The sequence below is a fragment of the Desulfatibacillum aliphaticivorans DSM 15576 genome (genome assembly GCF_000429905.1).
Taxonomy (GTDB): domain Bacteria; phylum Desulfobacterota; class Desulfobacteria; order Desulfobacterales; family Desulfatibacillaceae; genus Desulfatibacillum; species Desulfatibacillum aliphaticivorans.
On sequence record NZ_KE386983.1, the window covers coordinates 128721 to 146545 of the forward strand.

General features: G+C 54.6%; 17 protein-coding genes. 11 read left to right on the forward strand and 6 right to left on the reverse strand.

Annotated elements, in window-relative coordinates; genetic code table 11:
• Positions 1-159: 159 nt before the first annotated feature.
• Complete coding sequence (locus G491_RS0128215) at positions 160-339, forward strand: hypothetical protein (protein WP_028316916.1); 180 nt, start codon at positions 160-162, stop codon at positions 337-339.
• Positions 340-462: 123 nt separating this feature from the next.
• Positions 463-627, forward strand: coding sequence for a hypothetical protein (locus G491_RS35815; protein WP_157468690.1), 165 nt, complete (start codon positions 463-465; stop codon positions 625-627).
• 463 nt (positions 628-1090) lie between these two features.
• On the opposite strand, the gene G491_RS0128230 is transcribed toward G491_RS35815, so the two are convergent.
• Positions 1091-1882: an alpha/beta fold hydrolase gene (locus G491_RS0128230; protein ID WP_028316917.1), complete on the reverse strand. Its 792-nt coding sequence runs from the start codon at positions 1880-1882 to the stop codon at positions 1091-1093.
• 655 nt (positions 1883-2537) lie between these two features.
• Between G491_RS0128230 and rho the strand changes: the two genes are divergently transcribed.
• The 8 genes from rho (at position 2538) to G491_RS0128270 (ending at position 11599) form a co-directional block, all read left to right on the forward strand.
• Complete coding sequence (gene rho, locus G491_RS0128235) at positions 2538-3785, forward strand: transcription termination factor Rho (RefSeq protein ID WP_028316918.1); 1248 nt, start codon at positions 2538-2540, stop codon at positions 3783-3785.
• A 35-nt stretch (positions 3786-3820) separates the two neighbouring features.
• Positions 3821-4051, forward strand: a complete 231-nt coding sequence (gene rpmE, locus G491_RS0128240) for a 50S ribosomal protein L31 (protein WP_015949920.1) — start codon at positions 3821-3823, stop codon at positions 4049-4051.
• Between the two features lie 247 nt (positions 4052-4298).
• Positions 4299-5366, forward strand: coding sequence for a peptide chain release factor 1 (gene prfA, locus G491_RS0128245; RefSeq protein WP_015949919.1), 1068 nt, complete (start codon positions 4299-4301; stop codon positions 5364-5366).
• A gap of 136 nt (positions 5367-5502) precedes the next feature.
• On the forward strand, positions 5503-6372 hold the full coding sequence (gene prmC, locus G491_RS0128250) for a peptide chain release factor N(5)-glutamine methyltransferase (protein WP_015949918.1): 870 nt from the start codon (positions 5503-5505) through the stop codon (positions 6370-6372).
• 144 nt (positions 6373-6516) lie between these two features.
• Positions 6517-8625 (forward strand): 6-phosphofructokinase, encoded by a 2109-nt coding sequence (locus tag G491_RS0128255; protein WP_028316919.1) that lies wholly within the window; start codon positions 6517-6519, stop codon positions 8623-8625.
• Between the two features lie 295 nt (positions 8626-8920).
• Positions 8921-10000 carry an AAA family ATPase gene (locus G491_RS0128260; RefSeq protein ID WP_028316920.1) on the forward strand — a complete coding sequence of 360 codons (1080 nt, stop codon included), beginning with the start codon at positions 8921-8923 and terminating at the stop codon, positions 9998-10000.
• Positions 9997-10608: a DUF3226 domain-containing protein gene (locus G491_RS0128265; protein ID WP_028316921.1), complete on the forward strand. Its 612-nt coding sequence runs from the start codon at positions 9997-9999 to the stop codon at positions 10606-10608. Before G491_RS0128260 ends, G491_RS0128265 begins: the two co-directional genes overlap by 4 nt.
• A 61-nt stretch (positions 10609-10669) precedes the next feature.
• Positions 10670-11599 carry a pyridoxal-phosphate dependent enzyme gene (locus G491_RS0128270; RefSeq protein WP_028316922.1) on the forward strand — a complete coding sequence of 310 codons (930 nt, stop codon included), beginning with the start codon at positions 10670-10672 and terminating at the stop codon, positions 11597-11599.
• An 86-nt stretch (positions 11600-11685) separates the two neighbouring features.
• Here G491_RS0128270 and G491_RS0128275 read toward each other — a convergent pair whose 3' ends face one another.
• From G491_RS0128275 to G491_RS0128295, 5 genes are all read right to left on the reverse strand, one after another.
• Entirely contained in the window at positions 11686-12174 is a 489-nt protein-coding gene (locus G491_RS0128275) for a hypothetical protein (RefSeq protein ID WP_015949915.1), read from the reverse strand.
• 358 nt (positions 12175-12532) lie between these two features.
• Positions 12533-12769 (reverse strand): hypothetical protein, encoded by a 237-nt coding sequence (locus G491_RS0128280; RefSeq protein WP_028316923.1) that lies wholly within the window; start codon positions 12767-12769, stop codon positions 12533-12535.
• A 69-nt stretch (positions 12770-12838) separates the two neighbouring features.
• Positions 12839-13324 carry a hypothetical protein gene (locus G491_RS0128285; RefSeq protein WP_028316924.1) on the reverse strand — a complete coding sequence of 162 codons (486 nt, stop codon included), beginning with the start codon at positions 13322-13324 and terminating at the stop codon, positions 12839-12841.
• A gap of 203 nt (positions 13325-13527) precedes the next feature.
• Entirely contained in the window at positions 13528-15201 is a 1674-nt protein-coding gene (locus G491_RS0128290; RefSeq protein WP_028316925.1) for a DUF6178 family protein, read from the reverse strand.
• Positions 15202-15431: 230 nt separating this feature from the next.
• Positions 15432-16688, reverse strand: coding sequence for an AmpG family muropeptide MFS transporter (locus G491_RS0128295; protein ID WP_028316926.1), 1257 nt, complete (start codon positions 16686-16688; stop codon positions 15432-15434).
• 202 nt (positions 16689-16890) lie between these two features.
• On the opposite strand from G491_RS0128295, the gene G491_RS0128300 reads away from it, so the two are divergent.
• A complete protein-coding gene (locus tag G491_RS0128300) occupies positions 16891-17796 on the forward strand; it encodes a glycosyltransferase family 2 protein (protein WP_028316927.1) in 906 nt (301 codons plus the stop codon).
• The last annotated feature ends 29 nt before the right edge of the window (positions 17797-17825 follow it).

Here is a 17825-nt window from a genome sequence, read left to right on the forward strand (position 1 = left end):
CAGGATCATTTGGACTAATCCTTTCCGGCGGTCTGTTTTCCAGGCTTCCGGAATATTTTCGGCCCAATAAGTTAGATTATTCTAACTTATTGGGCCAACTACAGAGCAGGACGGGACAAGTCAGAGGCGCTCCAACCGAGCCCCGGAGGTGTTGCTTTTATGAAAAAAGCGTTTGCAGATGCGGAAGCCTTTAATGGCTCAAATTCGTGCAGCGATCCTTTTGGGCAGGCGTGGCCGGACCAGCGCGGCACGGTCAATTGCGGATCCCGGTTAAGGCGCCGCAGGATATTCCCCAAAGGCAAGGCGGAGCCGGAAGCGGCATCCCGGCAGTCCGAATAATCCTACGCTGGTAGTTCGTTTTGTAAACTGCCCCTCGCAACACTACAGGCGGTCCATGCATAAGGTTGTGAGGCCCGCTTGGCGAAGCGAGTCTGTAAAGGAAACGAGGAAATGCGCCAAGGAGTGACTAACAATACTATAAAGGTGGAAATACGGGAGGACGTTCTGGTTCGCCTCCTGTCCCGGGGCGCCGTCTGCGCGGTGGACTTCCGCTGCCTGGATTGCCGTTCAAGGCAAAGCCTCCGCCGCTTATGCTTGGAAAGCTGCAAGGACGGAGACCCGCCCTAAAACGTTTTTCCTGGGCTCCCCAATCCGTGCGGGATTCAGCCCGCCCGGCATGGGGTCAAATCTACGTTTGACGTTTGAGAAGCAATACTCAAGATAAAGGGCCAAATCCAGGCTTGGCCCCATTTGCCCGATTTCCCCTGATTTTTACGGCTATTCAGGGGAATGTCAGAACCGCCGTATCCGGTCAATGCGGCGTATAGGCTGTGCCCGCCCCTGAGCCCCTTGCTCTCTTGCACAGCCTAAAGCCCTTGCCGGCCGCTTGAGCCCCCGAATCAGCGGCCGGCAGGGGCTTTTTTATGTTGACCATGCTCGCTCGTTGCCACGGCCTCCTCTTATCAAAAAAGATTCAAACCACGGAAAACACGGAAGGCGCTGAAAACAATATTTCCGTGCGCTTCGTGTCTTCAGCGGTTAAAATTATCTATAAATCAAGATGGTTAAGTCTCGAAAATTTAAATTTTGGTCAGATGCCATGCTGTTTTAGGAGTTCTTCAATCGCCCCAATCACCTCATCCGTTTTTTCCAGGTGGGGCATGTGGCCGCAGTCTTTGAGGATGAGCATTTGGGAGGGGCCGGCGGCCTTGCCGGCGATGAATTCCGGGAAGGCCCGGGACCCGTACTCGTCCTTGTCCCCGTGGATGGCCAGCACGGGACAGAAGACTTTTTTCATGCAATCTTCCAGGCTCCAGTTCGCAAAATCGGGCGAAAGCCACGTATCGGTCCAGGCCCTTAATACCCACAGTGCCTTTTTGCCGTGCCATTTTTTCAGGCGCTCCATTTGGCCGGGTTTTTCAAAGCCCTTTTGCACTTTGATGATGCCCTGCCTGGTGAGGTCCTCCACAAAAGCCTGGGAGGCCGCCGTCACCACGCCTTGGCAGTCCTTATCCCGGGCCGCGATGTTGCAGGCCATGCCTCCGCCCACGCTATGTCCGAACAGGACGTATTTTTTGATGGAAAGCCCGGATTTGACCCACGGGAAATAAACTTCCCCTTCCTCCTCGATGAATCTCAGGGACGGCGGTCCATGCCGGGCGTCCGACTTGCCGAAGCCCGGGCGATCGTAGGCGATGACCTGGCGATTCAGTTTTTCCGCCAGGATTTCCGGGAAGCCCCGCCATAAGTCCACGCTGCCCAGAGAGTCGTGAAGCAGGATGACAGGGACCTGGGAGTACGAACCCTCCGGCGTCCACGCCCTGGCGTATATGGTCCCGCCGGGAGCTGTAATTTGAAACTCTCTCGTATTGTTATTCATCATGACGCTTTCGGTCCGTTTTAGCTCATTTTTTTATGTACGATAATTCTATTAACAAATCTTATGGATTTGATCCATGTTTGAAGCCCCTTTGGTTGGCGCCGGTCCCCAAATCAGTTTTCCGGTTGATTTTTTATGTTGATTTTTTATTGACGTGTGGGATTTGGGGCTGATAAAATGTACAAATCCTAATCGGTTGAAACACCCTTACGCATTGCTATATAAACGCACCGAAATGGCTTGACACGGTGTGGCTTTTGATTTATCCTTGCCGGAGGATAGGGACCGCATTTCACTCATTTAGGATTAGGACCAAATCAAAAGGGTAAATTTAAGGCCTCATTACAAGTCATATAGTAATCCTTCACAATACGCCAACAGTAGGTAACTACCCCCTGTTTGTACGATTCTGATATCGGAGACTGCGCCAACATTCAGTTCAGGAATTTCTCCACGGCGCCCGCCCGTTTATCCAACAAACGGGGTCGGCAGACGGCCTTATAATTAATGTACCCGGGGGGGACGCTGTTATCGATTGACGCCTTTTCCGGATGCGGCGCTGTTCTGTATTTGACAATATAATCACCGCCCCCGATAACCCAGATCTTGCAATCTGAATATTTTGAGGAAAAAACATATGGATCAAGAATTCGCCCCAATGAACCTTGGAGCACTAAAAGACAAGAAAATCAATGAGCTCGCGGCTATTGGCAAGTCCTTCAATATCGAAGGCGCGGCCGGCATGCGCAAGCAGGAGCTTATTTTCGCCATCCTCCGGGCCCAGACCGAAAAGAACGGCATGATCCACGGAGAAGGCACCTTGGAAATCCTTCCCGACGGGTTCGGGTTCCTGAGAGCCCCGGACTATAACTATCTGCCCGGACCGGACGACATCTACGTGTCTCCCTCTCAGATCCGCCGCTTCAACCTGCGCACGGGCGACACCGTGGCCGGCCAGATCCGCCAGCCCAAGGAGTCGGAGCGCTACTTCGCCCTGTTGAAGGTGGAGTCCGTCAACTTTGAAGACCCCGAGGTCTCTCGCGACAAGATTCTCTTCGACAACCTGACGCCCTTGTATCCCAACGACCGCATGAACATGGAGCGGGAGGCGGACAATTACTCGGTCAGGATCATCAACCTGCTTACGCCCATCGGATTCGGCCAGCGCGGACTCATCGTGTCTCCGCCCAGAAGCGGCAAGACCATGCTTCTGCAGAATATCGCCAATTCCATCAACGCCAACCACAAGGACGTCTTCCTCATCGTGCTGCTCATCGACGAACGGCCCGAGGAAGTGACGGACATGCAGCGTTCGGTCAAGGCCGAGGTCATCTCCTCCACCTTTGACGAACCGGCCCAGCGCCACGTGCAGGTGGCCGAAATGGTCATTGAAAAGGCCAAACGCCTGGTTGAGCATAAAAAGGACGTGGTCATCCTGCTGGACAGCATCACCCGTCTGGCCAGGGCCTACAATACGGTAGTGCCCCCCAGCGGAAAGATTCTCTCCGGCGGCGTGGACTCCAACGCTTTGCATCGTCCCAAGCGCTTTTTCGGAGCGGCCAGAAACGTGGAGGAAGGCGGCAGCCTGACCATCATCGCCACGGCCCTGATTGACACCGGAAGCCGCATGGACGAAGTCATCTTCGAAGAATTCAAGGGCACGGGCAACTTGGAACTGCAACTGGATCGCCGTCTGGCGGACAAGCGGACCTTCCCGGCCATCGACATCAACCGTTCCGGCACGCGCAAGGAAGAGCTCCTGCTGCCTCCGGAAACCCTCAACCGCGTGTGGATACTCAGAAAACTGCTTTCTTCCCTCAATCCGATCGATTCCATGGAATTTTTACTTGAAAAAATGAAAGGAACGAGCGATAATGAGGATTTCTTGCAGTCGATGAACGGCTGACGGGTTGATCAAGGCATTTTAAGGAGCCAGGAAATATGAAAAAAGACATCCATCCCAAATACGAAACTACTGTTATCCGCTGCGCCTGCGGCGCCACCGTGGAAGCGGGTTCCACCGTCGATGACCTGACCGTGGAAATTTGTTCCCAGTGCCATCCTTTCTTCACCGGCAAGCAAAAGCTGGTGGATACGGCCGGACGCATCGAGCGCTTCCGCAGGAAGTACGCCAAGTTCAATCAGGCCCAGGAAGCCAAACAAGATCAGTAGGTCGCAGGCTTGAGCCTTGCTCGGCAAGGCTGCAAGGTGAATACGCCAAAATCCCGGGGAGCTTTTTCGCCCCCCGGGCATTTTTTTGGCCTTGACACGGGGACGCGCATCCCGTCCGTCGCCGCCGCTCTTAAGCAGTGAGGCGTGGGCTGCATGTTCCTTCGCGTCCCGCCCGGAGTTTATTTATTATCAATTATTCCGGGATGTTAACGACCTATTGAAACGTAAAGAGGCTAACCGAAGAGTCATGTTAGACAGGCTGGAAGGTGTTGAACAGCGTTTTCTGGAAGTCGAATCCCTGTTGAGCGACCCCAAAATTGTGGGCGATCAAAAGGTCTACCAGAAATATGTCCGGGAGCACGCCGATCTTTCCAAGGTGGTGGAGGCTTACAGGGAATACAAGCAGGTCCTGGAGGGGCTGGAGGAGAGCAAGGAACTGCTCAAGGATCCGGACCCGGACATCAAGGATCTGGCCAAAGAGGAGATCGACCGGCTCGACAAGGAACAGGTTCGCCTGGAAGACGAGCTGAAAATCCTCCTGCTTCCCAAGGACCCCAACGACGATAAAAACGTCATCCTGGAAATACGCGCCGGAACCGGCGGGGACGAAGCCGGACTCTTTGCGGCCGATCTTTTCCGCATGTACTCCCGGTACGCGGAAACCCGGGGCTGGAAAGTGGAAACCTTGTCCGAGCATCTTACGGGCGTGGGCGGCATCAAGGAAATCGCCGCCATGATCACGGGCCAGGGCGTGTACAGCGCCTTCAAGTTCGAAAGCGGGACCCATCGCGTGCAGCGCGTTCCCGTCACCGAAGCCCAGGGCCGCATCCATACCTCTGCATGCACCGTGGCCGTGCTGCCGGAAGCCGAGGAAGTGGACATTCAGATCGATCCTTCGGAAATCCGGGTGGACGTGTATCGCTCCCAGGGCGCCGGCGGCCAGCACGTCAACACCACCGACTCGGCGGTGCGTCTCACCCACTTGCCCACGGGCGTGGTGGTGACCTGCCAGGATGAAAAATCCCAGCATAAAAACAAGGCCAAGGCCATGAAGGTCTTACGGGCCCGCCTTTTGGACCACGCCGTGCAGGAGCAGAACGCCTCCATCAGCGCCGAGCGCAAAAGCCAGGTGGGTTCCGGGGATCGCAGCGAACGCATTCGCACTTATAACTATCCCCAGGGCCGGGTGACCGACCACCGCATCGGCTTGACCTTGTACAAGCTGGAAAGCATCATGGCCGGCCAGATTTCGGAAATCGTGGACGCCCTGACCACCCATTACAATGCGGAGGCCCTTCAGGAAGGGGGCTTGTAATCCAAACGGACGGAGCGTGCAAGCGCCGCAGTTCTTCGTCATCCCCGTGAAGAGAAGCGGCGGGATGATTGCGGCTTTTTGCAATCATCATGACGCTGTCCCGGAAACGGGGAACCAGCGTCTTTAAGGAAATGGAATGGCCCCGGAAACCTGGACAATCCAAAAAATCCTGAAATGGACCACGGATTTTTTTTCGGAAAAACAGGTGGAGGCTCCCAGGCTTTCCGCTGAAATCCTTTTGTCCCATTGCCTGGACTATCCCCGAATCCATTTATACACCCGGCATGACCAACCCTTGAACCCCGAGGAACTGGGCCGCTTTCGCGAGCTAGTCAAACGCCGCGCCGCCCGGGAGCCAGTGGCTTACATTGTGGGAAATCGGGACTTTTGGACTCTGGAGCTGGACGTCAATCCCTCGGTGCTCATTCCCCGGCCGGAAACCGAAACCCTGGTGGAAACGGCCTTGGAAGTTTTAAACGCCGCGCAGGCGCCCATGCGGGTTCTGGACCTGGGAACCGGGTCCGGGGCCATCATTCTGGCTTTGGCCTCGGAAAAGCCCGAGCATCATTACATGGCCGTGGACTATTCGCCCCAGGCCCTGGAAACGGCCAAGGCCAACGCCCAAAAACACAATCTTAACGTGGATTTTTATAAAGGCTCCTGGTTCGAGGCCGTCAGATGCCTGGATCGCTTCGACCTGGTAGTCTCCAATCCTCCCTATATCCCCTCCCGGGACATCCCCGGCCTCATGCCCGAAGTAGCCCGCTATGAGCCCATGTCGGCCCTGGACGGCGGCCCCCAAGGCATGGACCATCTGGCCCTCATTATTGAACGGGCGCCCGAGCACCTGAAACCCGGCGGCTGGCTTATGCTGGAAATGGGCTTTGACCAAAAGGAATTGGTGGAGCAGGTTGCGCTGGAAACCCAGGCTTACGAGAACGTGAGATTCGTCCGGGACCTTGCCGGGCATTTTCGCACGGCCGTCATGCAGCGGCCAGCCCCATAACCCTTTGTCCAACCTCCTGTTACGTCCTTTTTGCCCTTGACCGATACCTCCTCTTTTATTACACTTTGCAGGATACGCCATTCTTAATGTTAACTGAATAAAAGCCTATGACTTAAGGCGCTTATATAGACTCAGGAGGCCGCCGTGACAGAAAAGGACCTGATCAGCCTTGACTCCCTTATGAAACACCCCGACGTTGTGAAGGTTACCGCCAAGGAAAACCAACAACTGATCGACCGGCGTGAAAGCATTCCGCCAAGCTGCAAGGTGTTCGAAAACTCCTGCATCGCCTTGGAAGACCGGGGCCAGTACGAGTTCGAGATCGACCCGGAAGCGGCGAGAAAGCTGCCTGACATCATCCACAACAAGGTGCAGGCGGTGGTGGGCGTGGAATGCCCCTCTGAGGAAGAAGCGGCGGAGCACGGCAAGGCCAGGGCAATCGGCGTGGTCTTCTCCGGCGGCCCTGCGCCCGGCGGCCACAACGTGATTGCAGGCATTTACGACGCAGCCGTCAAGGCCAATCCGGACACCAAGGTATTGGGCTTTCTCATGGGGCCGGACGGCGTGATCGAAAACGAATACACGGTCCTGACCAAAGAAATCGTGGACAATTACCGGAATCTGGGCGGTTTCGGCATGATCAAGACAGGCCGCACCAAGATTGACTCTGTAAAAAAGGTTTCCAGCGCCCGCCAGACCTGCAAGGATCTGGGCCTGGACGCCCTGGTGATCATTGGCGGGGACGACTCCAACACCAACGCCGCCTTTCTCGCCCAGGAGCTTAAGGACGACGGCGTTCAGGTCATCGGCGTTCCCAAGACCATTGACGGCGACATCCAGGTTCGGGACAAGTCAGGCAATGTTCTGTGCGCCATGTCCTTTGGATTTCATACTGCTGCCAGGGCCTTCGCCACGGAAATCAGCAACCTGTGCACCGACGCCTCCAGCGACGTCAAGTACTGGCACATCTGCAAGGTCATGGGCAGGGTGGCCAGTCACCTGGCCCTGGAAGTGGCCCTCCAGACTCACGCCAATCTCACCCTGATCGGCGAAGAGCTTTCGGAATACGTGGATTACGAACGCATTCAAAAGGCCGAGGCAACCGGCCAGACCGATTACACGGCCTACGGCATGACTCTCCGCCACCTGTCCCGCGTGATCTGCAACGGCATCGTGCGCAGAGCCGCCGTGGGCAAGAATTACGGGGTCATGGTCATCCCGGAAGGCGTGCTGGAGTTCATCAACGAAATCCAGACTTTCATCATCAAGCTGAACACCATCATCGCCGACTTTAACGAAATGCACGACCGGCCTTTTCACCTGGAATTCCAGAGACTGGAGGAAAAGCTGGAGTACCTCCGCAGGCTGGCCCGCAGGTCCCGCGAGGACGATTCCTTCACCCTCTGGAACACCCGGGACGACGACCTGTTCTCCGACCTGCCCATTTTCTTCCAGGAAGGCCTGCTTATGGAGCGGGACAGCCACGGAAACTTTCCCTTTTCCCAGGTGGAGACGGACAAGGTCATAATGGGCCTGGTCCAGGACTACCTGGCCTGGCTGCGGGATCAGGGCAAATACAAGGTGGGCCTCACCCGGGATTATTACGAAAAGACCATGAAAAAGGGCGGCGCCGATCCTCAGCTATACGGCCCCGTACTCTTCAGAAATTACCAGGACGGCGAGTTTTTGCTCATGAAAGAGGAAATCATGAGTCTCAAGACCCTGACCCAGGAAATGATTCGCTGCAATGCGCTGAAAGAAGGGGAGTCCATTCCGTCCGTGGTGCAGGCCATTTATAAAAAGAGCATTCCCAGCTTCAAAACCCAGGTCCATTTTTACGGCTACGACGGCCGGGGCAGCGATCCCACGTGGTTCGACTGCACCTACACCTACAACCTGGGCCTGACCGTGTTCTCTTTGATTGCGGCGGGCGCCACCGGCCAGATGGCGGCCATCCGCAACCTGGAGCGGGAATTCGACACATGGGAGCCCATCGGCATTCCCATCGGCCCCCTGATGCATTTGGAAGAGCGCAAGGGCAAGCTGACCCTGGTTATTGAGAAAAGCACGGTCCAGCTTAATTCCGCGTCTTTTCAGGTGGTCAAGAATCTCAGGGAAAAATGGCTGGCCGCCCATCCCGGCCCGGACGAATTTCGCAGGCCCGGCCCCATCAGCATGGGCGATCCCCGGTCCGAAGACCGGCCCATCACCCTGGCGTTAAACGCCCTGGGCTCCACTCCGCCGGAGGAATAGCAGGAAATCGGGCTTGCGACAAAACTTTAAGAGCTTGCTGCATAACAGGCAAGCGTGCTCTATGGCGGTGAAATTTCGGGGACATGACTTTATCTCGGAAAAATACTCCTGAATTCACCAAATACGCCGCCCCGAGATAAGTATCGCGTTCCCCTGAAATCGATTCTCTCTTTGCTCGAATGATCGCAATTTGACATCGGATTTTATGAATCTTCGTCCCTTCCCCCGCAAGGGGGGAGGGCGTGATGGAAGGAATTGCAACCTTCTCTTGTCCCCAAACTGAAAGGCGCGTGTCATGCACCAGTCTTTTTCCATCAAGAATTACCGCTGCTTCCAAGACTTCACCATCCAAGGCCTCAAACGCGTCAACCTCATCGCCGGAAAAAACAACTCGGGAAAAACGTCCCTGTTGGAGGCGCTGTTTCTTCATTCTGGTTATTTCAACCCTGAATTGTTAACTCGGGTAAATGTTTTTCGTGGGATAAAAAGATTTAAGAATAGATCCCCAAAGGACCATTGGGCTTCATTATTTCATTGCGGTGATACTGCTCTGGAAATCCAGCTAACAAGCAATGCAGGAGAAAAAGAGTCTGCACAACTCGCTATAGCCATGAAAAAGTCGCCCAATGGAACAATCTCTCAAGTTTATGATAATGGCGAGAATGGTCTTGAGGATCCACAGCTACAAGCAACGTCAATGGTCAAAAATTGGCATTTATCGATGAAATACAATGATCCTGCTTCCGGGCTAAATGAGGTCAACGCAAGGCTCATGGAGGATGGAACAATTTTGGTAAAACCTGGGGATAACCAGGATTCAAAATCGTCAATAATGTTGCCTACAAAGCATCGTTCCTTTACAGAAGACGCAGAAAGATTCAGCGAACTGGAAAAAAAGGGTAAGACAAAGGAACTTTTGGATACACTAAAAATACTTGAGCCCAGGTTACAGCGGCTCGCTGTATTAATTTTGGCTGGAGATGCCATTATCTGTGGGGACATTGGGTTGCAAGAGATGCTGCCTCTCGCCTACATGGGAGAAGGGATGACCAACATGTTAACTATACTGTTGGCGATTGCTGAGGCTAAAGGAGGGAAGATTTTTGTCGACGAAGTAGAAAACGGCCTGCATCACTCCGTGCTTCCCCAGGTTTGGACCGCCATTGGCGCGGCGGCTAAAAAGTATGACGTGCAGATTTTTGCCACCACCCATAGTTGGGAATGCATCGAGGCCGCCCATCAGGCCTTTACCCAGGCTGATGAATACGACCTTGCCGTCCACCGATTGGAAACCAGAGATGGGAAAATTCACGCGGTATCAATGGATGAGGAGAGTCTTGAGGTAATAATCGAAGAGGGGTTTGAAATCCGATGAAAAAGATGCTTGAAATCAAAACGCCGAAAGCGCTTCTGGTGGAAGGACAGGACGCCTGGAGTTTTTTTCGAGCAATGATCGTGCATTTAAAACTTGAAGAAGAGGTCCGAGCATATAACTTTGGAGGAATTAAGGATTTTCGGAAATACTTAAATACGTTTAAAGATTTGCCTGGATTTTGGGAACTTGAAACCTTGGCGATTATTCGAGACGCGGAAGTGAACGCATCAGATGCCTTTAAAAGCATTCAAGGAGCCCTTGAACAATGCCAGTTGCCTATCCCAACAGCGCCGGCAACGTTTTTGCAAGCAAAACCGAAAATTGGCGTTTTTATTTTGCCGGATCAGGTGAATCCCGGCATGCTGGAAACCTTGTGCCTGAGAGCAGTGACGGATGATCCAGGATATTTATGTTTGGACAGCTTTTTCGATTGTTTTAAAGATAATGGAGGGGAGGCGCCGAATAATATGGAAAAGGCCAAGGTTCAGGCTTTTTTGGCGACAAGAAAGAAGCCGGGAAGGCTGATTGGCCAGTCGGCCGACCAGGGCCATTGGCCCTGGGACAATGAGGCGTTTTCCGAAATCATCGGTTTTGTGCAAAGTATGTAAAACAAACGAGAGACTTCCAGGCGCAGGTGATGTGCGCCTTTTACCATATCGAGCGTGAATAATGCCCCCCATCCACATACACACCCCCTTGTTGGAACACCGCCTGTTGGGCGAGGCTATCGGCCGGAAAATCCTGTTAAAAATGGAATGCCTGCAGCCGCCGGGATCGTTCAAGATCCGCGGCGTGGGATATCTTTGCCAAAAAGCCGTGGAAAGGGGCGTGACCCATCTGATTTCCTCTTCCGCAGGCAACGCGGGATACGCCACGGCCTATGCGGGGCGCAAATTGGGCGTGAAAGTCACTGTCGTCGCGCCGGAAAGCTCCTCGCCGCGAGCCAGGGAACTGATTCAGTCGGAGAAAGCCGAACTCATCATCCACGGCCAAGCCTGGGACGACGCCCACGTTCGCGCCCAGGAATGCCTGCTGGACGAAAAGTGCGCCTACGTGCCTCCTTTCGACCACCCGGACCTATGGACCGGTCATTCCTCTTTGGTGGACGAACTGGCCGAGCAGTGCGGCAAGCCGGACGCCGTGGTTCTCTCCGTAGGCGGCGGAGGGCTTTTATGCGGCGTCCTGGAAGGCATGGAGCGCCATGGCTGGAAGGACGTTCCGGTGATAGCCGCCGAAACCCGGGGCGCGGACTCCTTCGCCCAATCCGTGGCGCAGGGCTCGCTGGTTCATCTGGACGCCATCACGTCCATCGCCCAAAGCCTGGGCGCCAAGACAGCCTCGCAGGCAGCCCTGGACTGGACCTTTCGCCATGAAGTGAGGCCGGCGGTGGTTTCGGATAAGGATGCGGTCAAGGCTTGCCTGGCCTTTGCCGAAGACCGGAAAGTTTTGGTGGAGCCCGCGTGCGGAGCGTCTTTGGCCGCGGCTTACGACAACCTGCGGGAGTTGCAAGATGCGAAAACAGTCGTGGTTATCGTGTGCGGCGGCATCGGCGTGACCCTGAATCGGATGTGGGCGTGGAAAAAGGAGTTCGGGCTGTAAGGCGACGCGTTGCCAGGGCCTTCCGCTCGGTCTGGCGAACAGGGCCCGGCCGGGTGATCAGCCAGGCCCTTTTTTTCAAGGCAACATTAGAATTGTTGGGGAATGTCCCCGCCGGCCGTTAGACAGGTTACGGTGATAACCAGGCTGTCTCCGGATGACGGGGTCATCCCTGCGCAGTCACAATACGTGGGATCGCCATTCAGAATGTCAGCCACAGCCCTTTGCCTGTTGGTTTTATCCCGGCAGACGGCCTTGGAAACCGTAAGAACGGCTCCGACGGCATCGCCTTGAATGGCTACGGAGGGATCAGAGCTTCCGTCCGAGACGCCCACTACGCGAAATGAAAGGCGTTGCCCCGGTCTAATTCCTGATAGATTGAAGGTCCATGCCGTATCAGTCGCCGCGGCGGGAGGAAGTATTATGCCATCAAGTGAGGCTATGGCATTTTTAATGGTCCCTCCGTTCAGTGAGACAATCACGGAGTCGCCGCCCTGAATGGGGGCTCCAACTGCCGCCGTCACGGGCAAGCCAATGCATGCCGCCAAAACAAACAGCCCTAACAATACTTTTTTCATGATTACCCCTCCTGCATGATAGGAAATATCAACTGCCGTGTGCGAGCTCTCTTTAAAAAAAGGCGTATGTAGACAATTATGACGCCTATATTAATGAAAACCGGAATGGGGTCAATCGAAATTAACAGGCGGACGAAAAAACTTGAAAAAGCATTTTTAATGTCATTCCGAATTGTCAATAATTTAGTCTTTATTGATTCTTTGTTGGTATAATTCCATGCAGTCTGAGGAAGCGGCTTTTTCTATAAGAAAAAAAAGGGACGTGGGGCCCCCTTTGATAGAAGAAACGGAAGTCGAGGCGATGGTTGTTAATGCCTATTTTGTGAAGAGTGCGTCGGCGACCGGAAGATCATAGGGCTTACACATTGGAGGGATGGACTATAGCGGCAGTGCGTTCGTTCCATCGGCAGCCGCAGGCCTTGCAATGCCAGTCGGGCGAGGACTTGTTCCTGCGGCATTGGCCGAGAATCACCTCGCCTTTTAAATGCAGAAGATAGACGGCTATGGGCGGGGATCCGTAAATGATGCGGATCCCCGCTTTTTGCTCGCAGAAGGGGCAATGACGCTGGCCGATTACTGATAGATCGTCGGTCATGGCCGTATTCCTCTTTTAGGAGGATTTGCCTGATTTTGTCGGTCCCGGCATTGCCGTGCAGTCGCCGCTCTAAAATACATCCTGGGGGATGCTGGACCCGGCGCCAAGCACTTCACCGACAACCCGGATGACCAGCTTGTCTCCGGCCGAAGGGGTCATGCCGGTGCAGTCGCAATAATCCGTAACTCCGTTAAGGATGTCTGCGTCGCAGCGCTGCCTGTTGGACTTGTCCCGGCAAACGCCTTTGGTCGCATCAACGTCGCCAGACACGGAAATGGAAGGCTCCCCGCCGCCGTCGGCCACGCCCAGTACACGCAGGTTCACGGGAGTTCCAGCGCCGGCTCCGTCCAGATCGAAAGTCCATTGTGTGGCGGAATCCTGAACTCCGCTGGCGGTGGCGCCGCCGACTTTGGCAATGATCTTGGTAATGGTTGCGTTATTGGAGGATACAACAAAAGAGTCGCCTCCACCGATAGCGTTAGCGGCGATGGCTATGGGCGCCGCCAAGATTGCGCATCCAAGTATAATGATCGCCAAATTGCATAAATTCTTCATGGAAAATCCTCCGAACAAGTAACAGATATGGAATTACAAGAATAGCCATGCAAACGCATGGTTTATACGAACGGGGTGGTCATCTTTGTTTAAAAAAATGTAAGAAAACCGATTAAATAATTCTGTCTCAAATAAACATAAAGGTCAACATAAAAAAAAGAAGTTAGCTGTTACTTTAATTGATCCCAGGAAAAATGTGCTGGTCAAGCAAGCATGATGGAAAAAATATATCTTGGATCCAAGGAATCCGGCCGGACCTGGCCGTATTGCTCCTCTATGGATTCAAACAACCCGGTCAGGGCCTGGCCCCAGGTCCGGCCGATTTTCTCCGGCGATTTTCCGGTTTGCAAAGCCAGCCATTCCAGGAATTTGTGCTTCATGGAATCCCGGACAATGTGTTCCGCCGGGTCGAAAAGCTCTTTAAAAAACGCCTTTAATCCGTCCAGGGATAAGGGCTCGCAGACGGAGCCGTTTCCAAGAAGATCATTGGCCCATGGAGTCAACAGCAGGTTTTCGCAGTTCAGCTTTTTAGAGTCGGGGAGGCTTTGCAGGCAGTCCATGTGAGCGAAAAGGTCATCCAGGGCGATGATTTCATCCAGGATTTTTCGGCAATCCTCCACGTCCTTGCGGCTGGAAAAATCACGGTACAGGGCGCCGGATTGATAGTTGTCGAAGACCAGGGGCTTGTCCAACAGCAGGCCGCCCAAAACGCCCAGGCGATCCTCGTCCCAAAAGGACAAAGGCAGGCCGTTTTTTTGGAACCAGGATTCCCTGCGCCATTTCTGGGCCTTGAACTTGAGGGACAAGGCCAGGCCGAATCCCGCCTGAAAGATTTCCGTAAGAGGATGGTTGCGGATGGCCGCACTCGGCGCCTCGCCGGTTTTTTCCCGGATTTCCTCCAGGCCCATGTTCAGGTAGCCGCTGGTTTTTTTGACGAACTGCTGCAGGTCCTCCCGGGAATGCAGCTTGACCTTATCCGCGGCGATGACCTGGTTGCACAGTGCCGCAAACTCCGATTGAATCAGCCGGGCGATATCCGGGTCGTCCACGGCGTCCAGGGATTGGGAAAACCGGTTTTCCCCCTTGGCGAAATGATTGGATAAAAAGGGCTGGGCGTATCCGGGGCCGTCCTGAGATTCCAGGATTTTTTTCGGCCGATGGGCAAGGTCCTCGGCGTCCAGCTTTTGGTAGATGGCGGCCGCCTCGTGAGGCGGGGTGAACCCCCGTTCCGCCAGACGCACGTTGCGGATGCGAAAAAGGTTCTCCTCGGTCTCGGAAGGAATCACCCCGTGGAGTTCAAACATCATCTTGTGGAAATAGGTGTAGTCCATTTCCGCCATGACTTTCAGGATTTCCCGGGTCATGTCCTCCAGATCGGGCAGGTTTTTATCTTCCGTCAGCTCCGAATCCTTGATTTTGACGTAAATGGCGCCGTCCAGGGTAAAATAGCCCTCTGGCAATTCACTGGGATCCTGGTCGTGCTCCAGGAAAAGCACGGAAACGTTTTCGTACATCCACATTTCCAAAAGATCGGTTTCCACCGTGGCCATCCATTTGACCAGCCTTTCCGGATCCGCGGCCAGCATATGGTCCATCCAGGTCACCATGGCTTTCTGGTCGACCCGGTCGTTTTTCCAGATGTCCACGTCCATGAGGTATTGCCATTGGCGGGTGGAAGCCAGGGACAGGATTGGCAAACAGTCGTCCAGGCCGATTTCATGGATTAAAAAATACAGGTCCTGGGCGGAAAAGGATTTAACCAGGGCGCCGGCCTTGGGATGGGAAATAATGGCGTCCAGGGCTTCCTGGGCCGGCATTTCAAGGATTTGCTCCCGGGACGTTTCAAGGGACAGGGGCTGTTTTTTTTCTATATCCATGGTCGCACACCTATTTGGTGAGAATGTTTTTAACTTAGCATGACTTTTCGTAGGGTTTCGCAAGCTCAACCCAACCTGCGATTTATTCACAAGGTCAGTAGGTTGGGTGGTTCTGCGAGGCGTTTTCGACCGAAATCCACGGCGCGATTATTCGCCTAAGCTCATTTGGAGCTCTGCAAGACAGTCCGCAGGTTCACCCAACAATCAGGATGACTTAATAATAACTCTAATTAAGCCGTTGGCAAGGGGGGCGGCTTGGGGCTGTTCCATGGCGCGAATTTGAACAGCATCAACAGGCCGGGGACGGCGATAATCGTGCAGGTGATGAAAAAGGGCTCCCAACCGAACCATTTCGCAAGATAACCGGTGGGCATGGACGCCAGCACCCGGGGGATTCCCATGAGGCTGGTCAGCAGGGCGTATTGAGTGGCCGTGAACTTTTTGTTGGTAATGCTGGCCATGAAAGCCATGTAGGCGGCCGTGCCCATGCCGGAGCTCAGGTTTTCAAACGCGATCACCCCTGCCAGAACCTCAATGCTGGGGCCGGTTTTCGTGAGGATGGCGAAGCATGCCGTGGATGCGGCCTGGAGCACCCCGAAAATCCACAGGCTTCTGTTGATGCCTGTACGCAACATAATCACGCCGCCTATGATGGTTCCGCTTATGGTGGCCCAAAAGCCGAACAACTTGACCACGCTGCCGATTTCCGTCTTGGTAAAGCCCACGTCCAGATAAAAAGGCGTTGTCATGGCGCCTGCCATGGAGTCGCCCAGCTTGTAAAACAGGATGAATGTCAGCATCCATAAGGCGTTTTTCCTGCTGAAATACTCAATCAGAGGATTTATCCCCGCTTCCAGCATGTTGACCGGCAAGGGCTCGGAAATCGTTGGCTCTTTGGCCAGCAAGGTCACGGCGATGCACGGCAGCATGCAGGCCGCCATAATTAGATAAACTTGGGAGTAGGGCATGTGGTCGGCCATGATAAGCCCTCCGCCCGAGGCCAACAGCATGCCCACCCGGTATCCGTTCACATACAGGGAAGAGCCCAGGCCCAGTTCCTCGTCGCTCAAATCCTCGCGCCGGTATGCATCCACCACAATATCCTGGGAAGCGGAAAAGAACGCCACCAAAATGGCGGCCATGGCCATGACCATAGGGCGCGCCGCAGGCTGACTCATTCCCAACCCGGCGATGGCGATCATCAGGCACACCTGGGCCACCAGCAGCCAACCGCGCCTTCTACCCAATAAAGGCAAGGTGAATCGATCCAGGAACGGGGCCCATAAAAATTTCAAGGTATAGGGCAGGCCCACAAAGCTCATGAGCCCGATCACGCCCAGATCCACGCCTTCTTCTTTCATCCAGGCCTGGAGTACGGTGATTGTTAGCAGCAAAGGCAGGCCGCAGGCAAAACCCATGAGCATGCTGACCAGCATCCGGGGCGTACCGATCTGGCTGATGAGTGTTTTTTTTTCGATGTCGGTCAAGGCGCGTCCTCGCAGGAAAGAAAAGGATTGTGAACCCAAGCGAAACAATTCCCTATCATGTCCGGCCCTTGTTTTACAAGCGCGGGGCTTGCAAATTTCTCGGGTTTGGAATAGTTTTACGAATTCGGTTCATTGAACGCTTCGGCCTTGCAATGGGAAAACCCTTTTCTACATTCTAATAAGAAGGCAGGAATCAGTCCCCATGGATTTGATGAAAATCTCCGTCATCCTGTGCACCCAGGCCGCCTCCAGGCATTTGGAGGCGCTGATTAGCAGCCTGGCTGTCCAGGATTTTCCGGCCCAGGAATATGAAGTTCTTATTGTGGACAACAGCCCCGACGGCGCGGCCAAGGACCTTGCCGGCGAAGCTGTCCAAGCCGCTCCCGATCGAAAGATCCGGTATGTGCACGAGCCCGTCCCCGGCAAAACCCGCGCTTTGAACGCGGGGGTAAAAAACGCTCAAGGGGAGATCGTCGCCTTTTTGGACGACGACGTGTCCCTGGATTCGGATTGGCTGGCCGCTATGGCCCAAGCCTTTGACAATCCCGGGACGGGCGGCGCCGGCGGAAAAATTACACCCCAGTGGCCGGGCAAGGCGCCGGGATGGTTCACCCCGGCCGTTGCAGGCTTCACCCCGGTCCATGATTTCGGCGACAAGCCCCTGGCGTATCACGCGGTCGGAGCCTGCCCGGTGGGCGCCAACATGGCGTTTCGAAAGCTGGCCGTGGAGCAGGCCGGGCTGTTTGACGTCAACCTGGGCCATTGCAGAGAGGCCAAGCTGGGGGGCGAAGAATGGGACCTGTGCCGCCGCGTCCGGCGCATCGGGTACAAGCTCATGTATGAGCCCCAGGCCGGGGTTAAGCATCATTTCACCCGCGACGAGGCCATAAAATCCTATTGGCGGGGCAGGGCTTTCACCCAAGGCCGGGTTGCGGCGTACATTTTGTTCAAGGACGATGCGCCTTTGCTGAACCGGGCCAAGGCCGAACCCGAAGGCGCGGCTTTGCATAGAAACCAGCCCGGAAAGAACCTTTTTTATTTTCAACTTAAGGCCGCTTTTGCGGCGGGATTCGCCTGTGGACTCGTTTTCGGACTTCCCAAAAAATAACCCGGATTGCGCGGAGGCCGGTTTTCCCG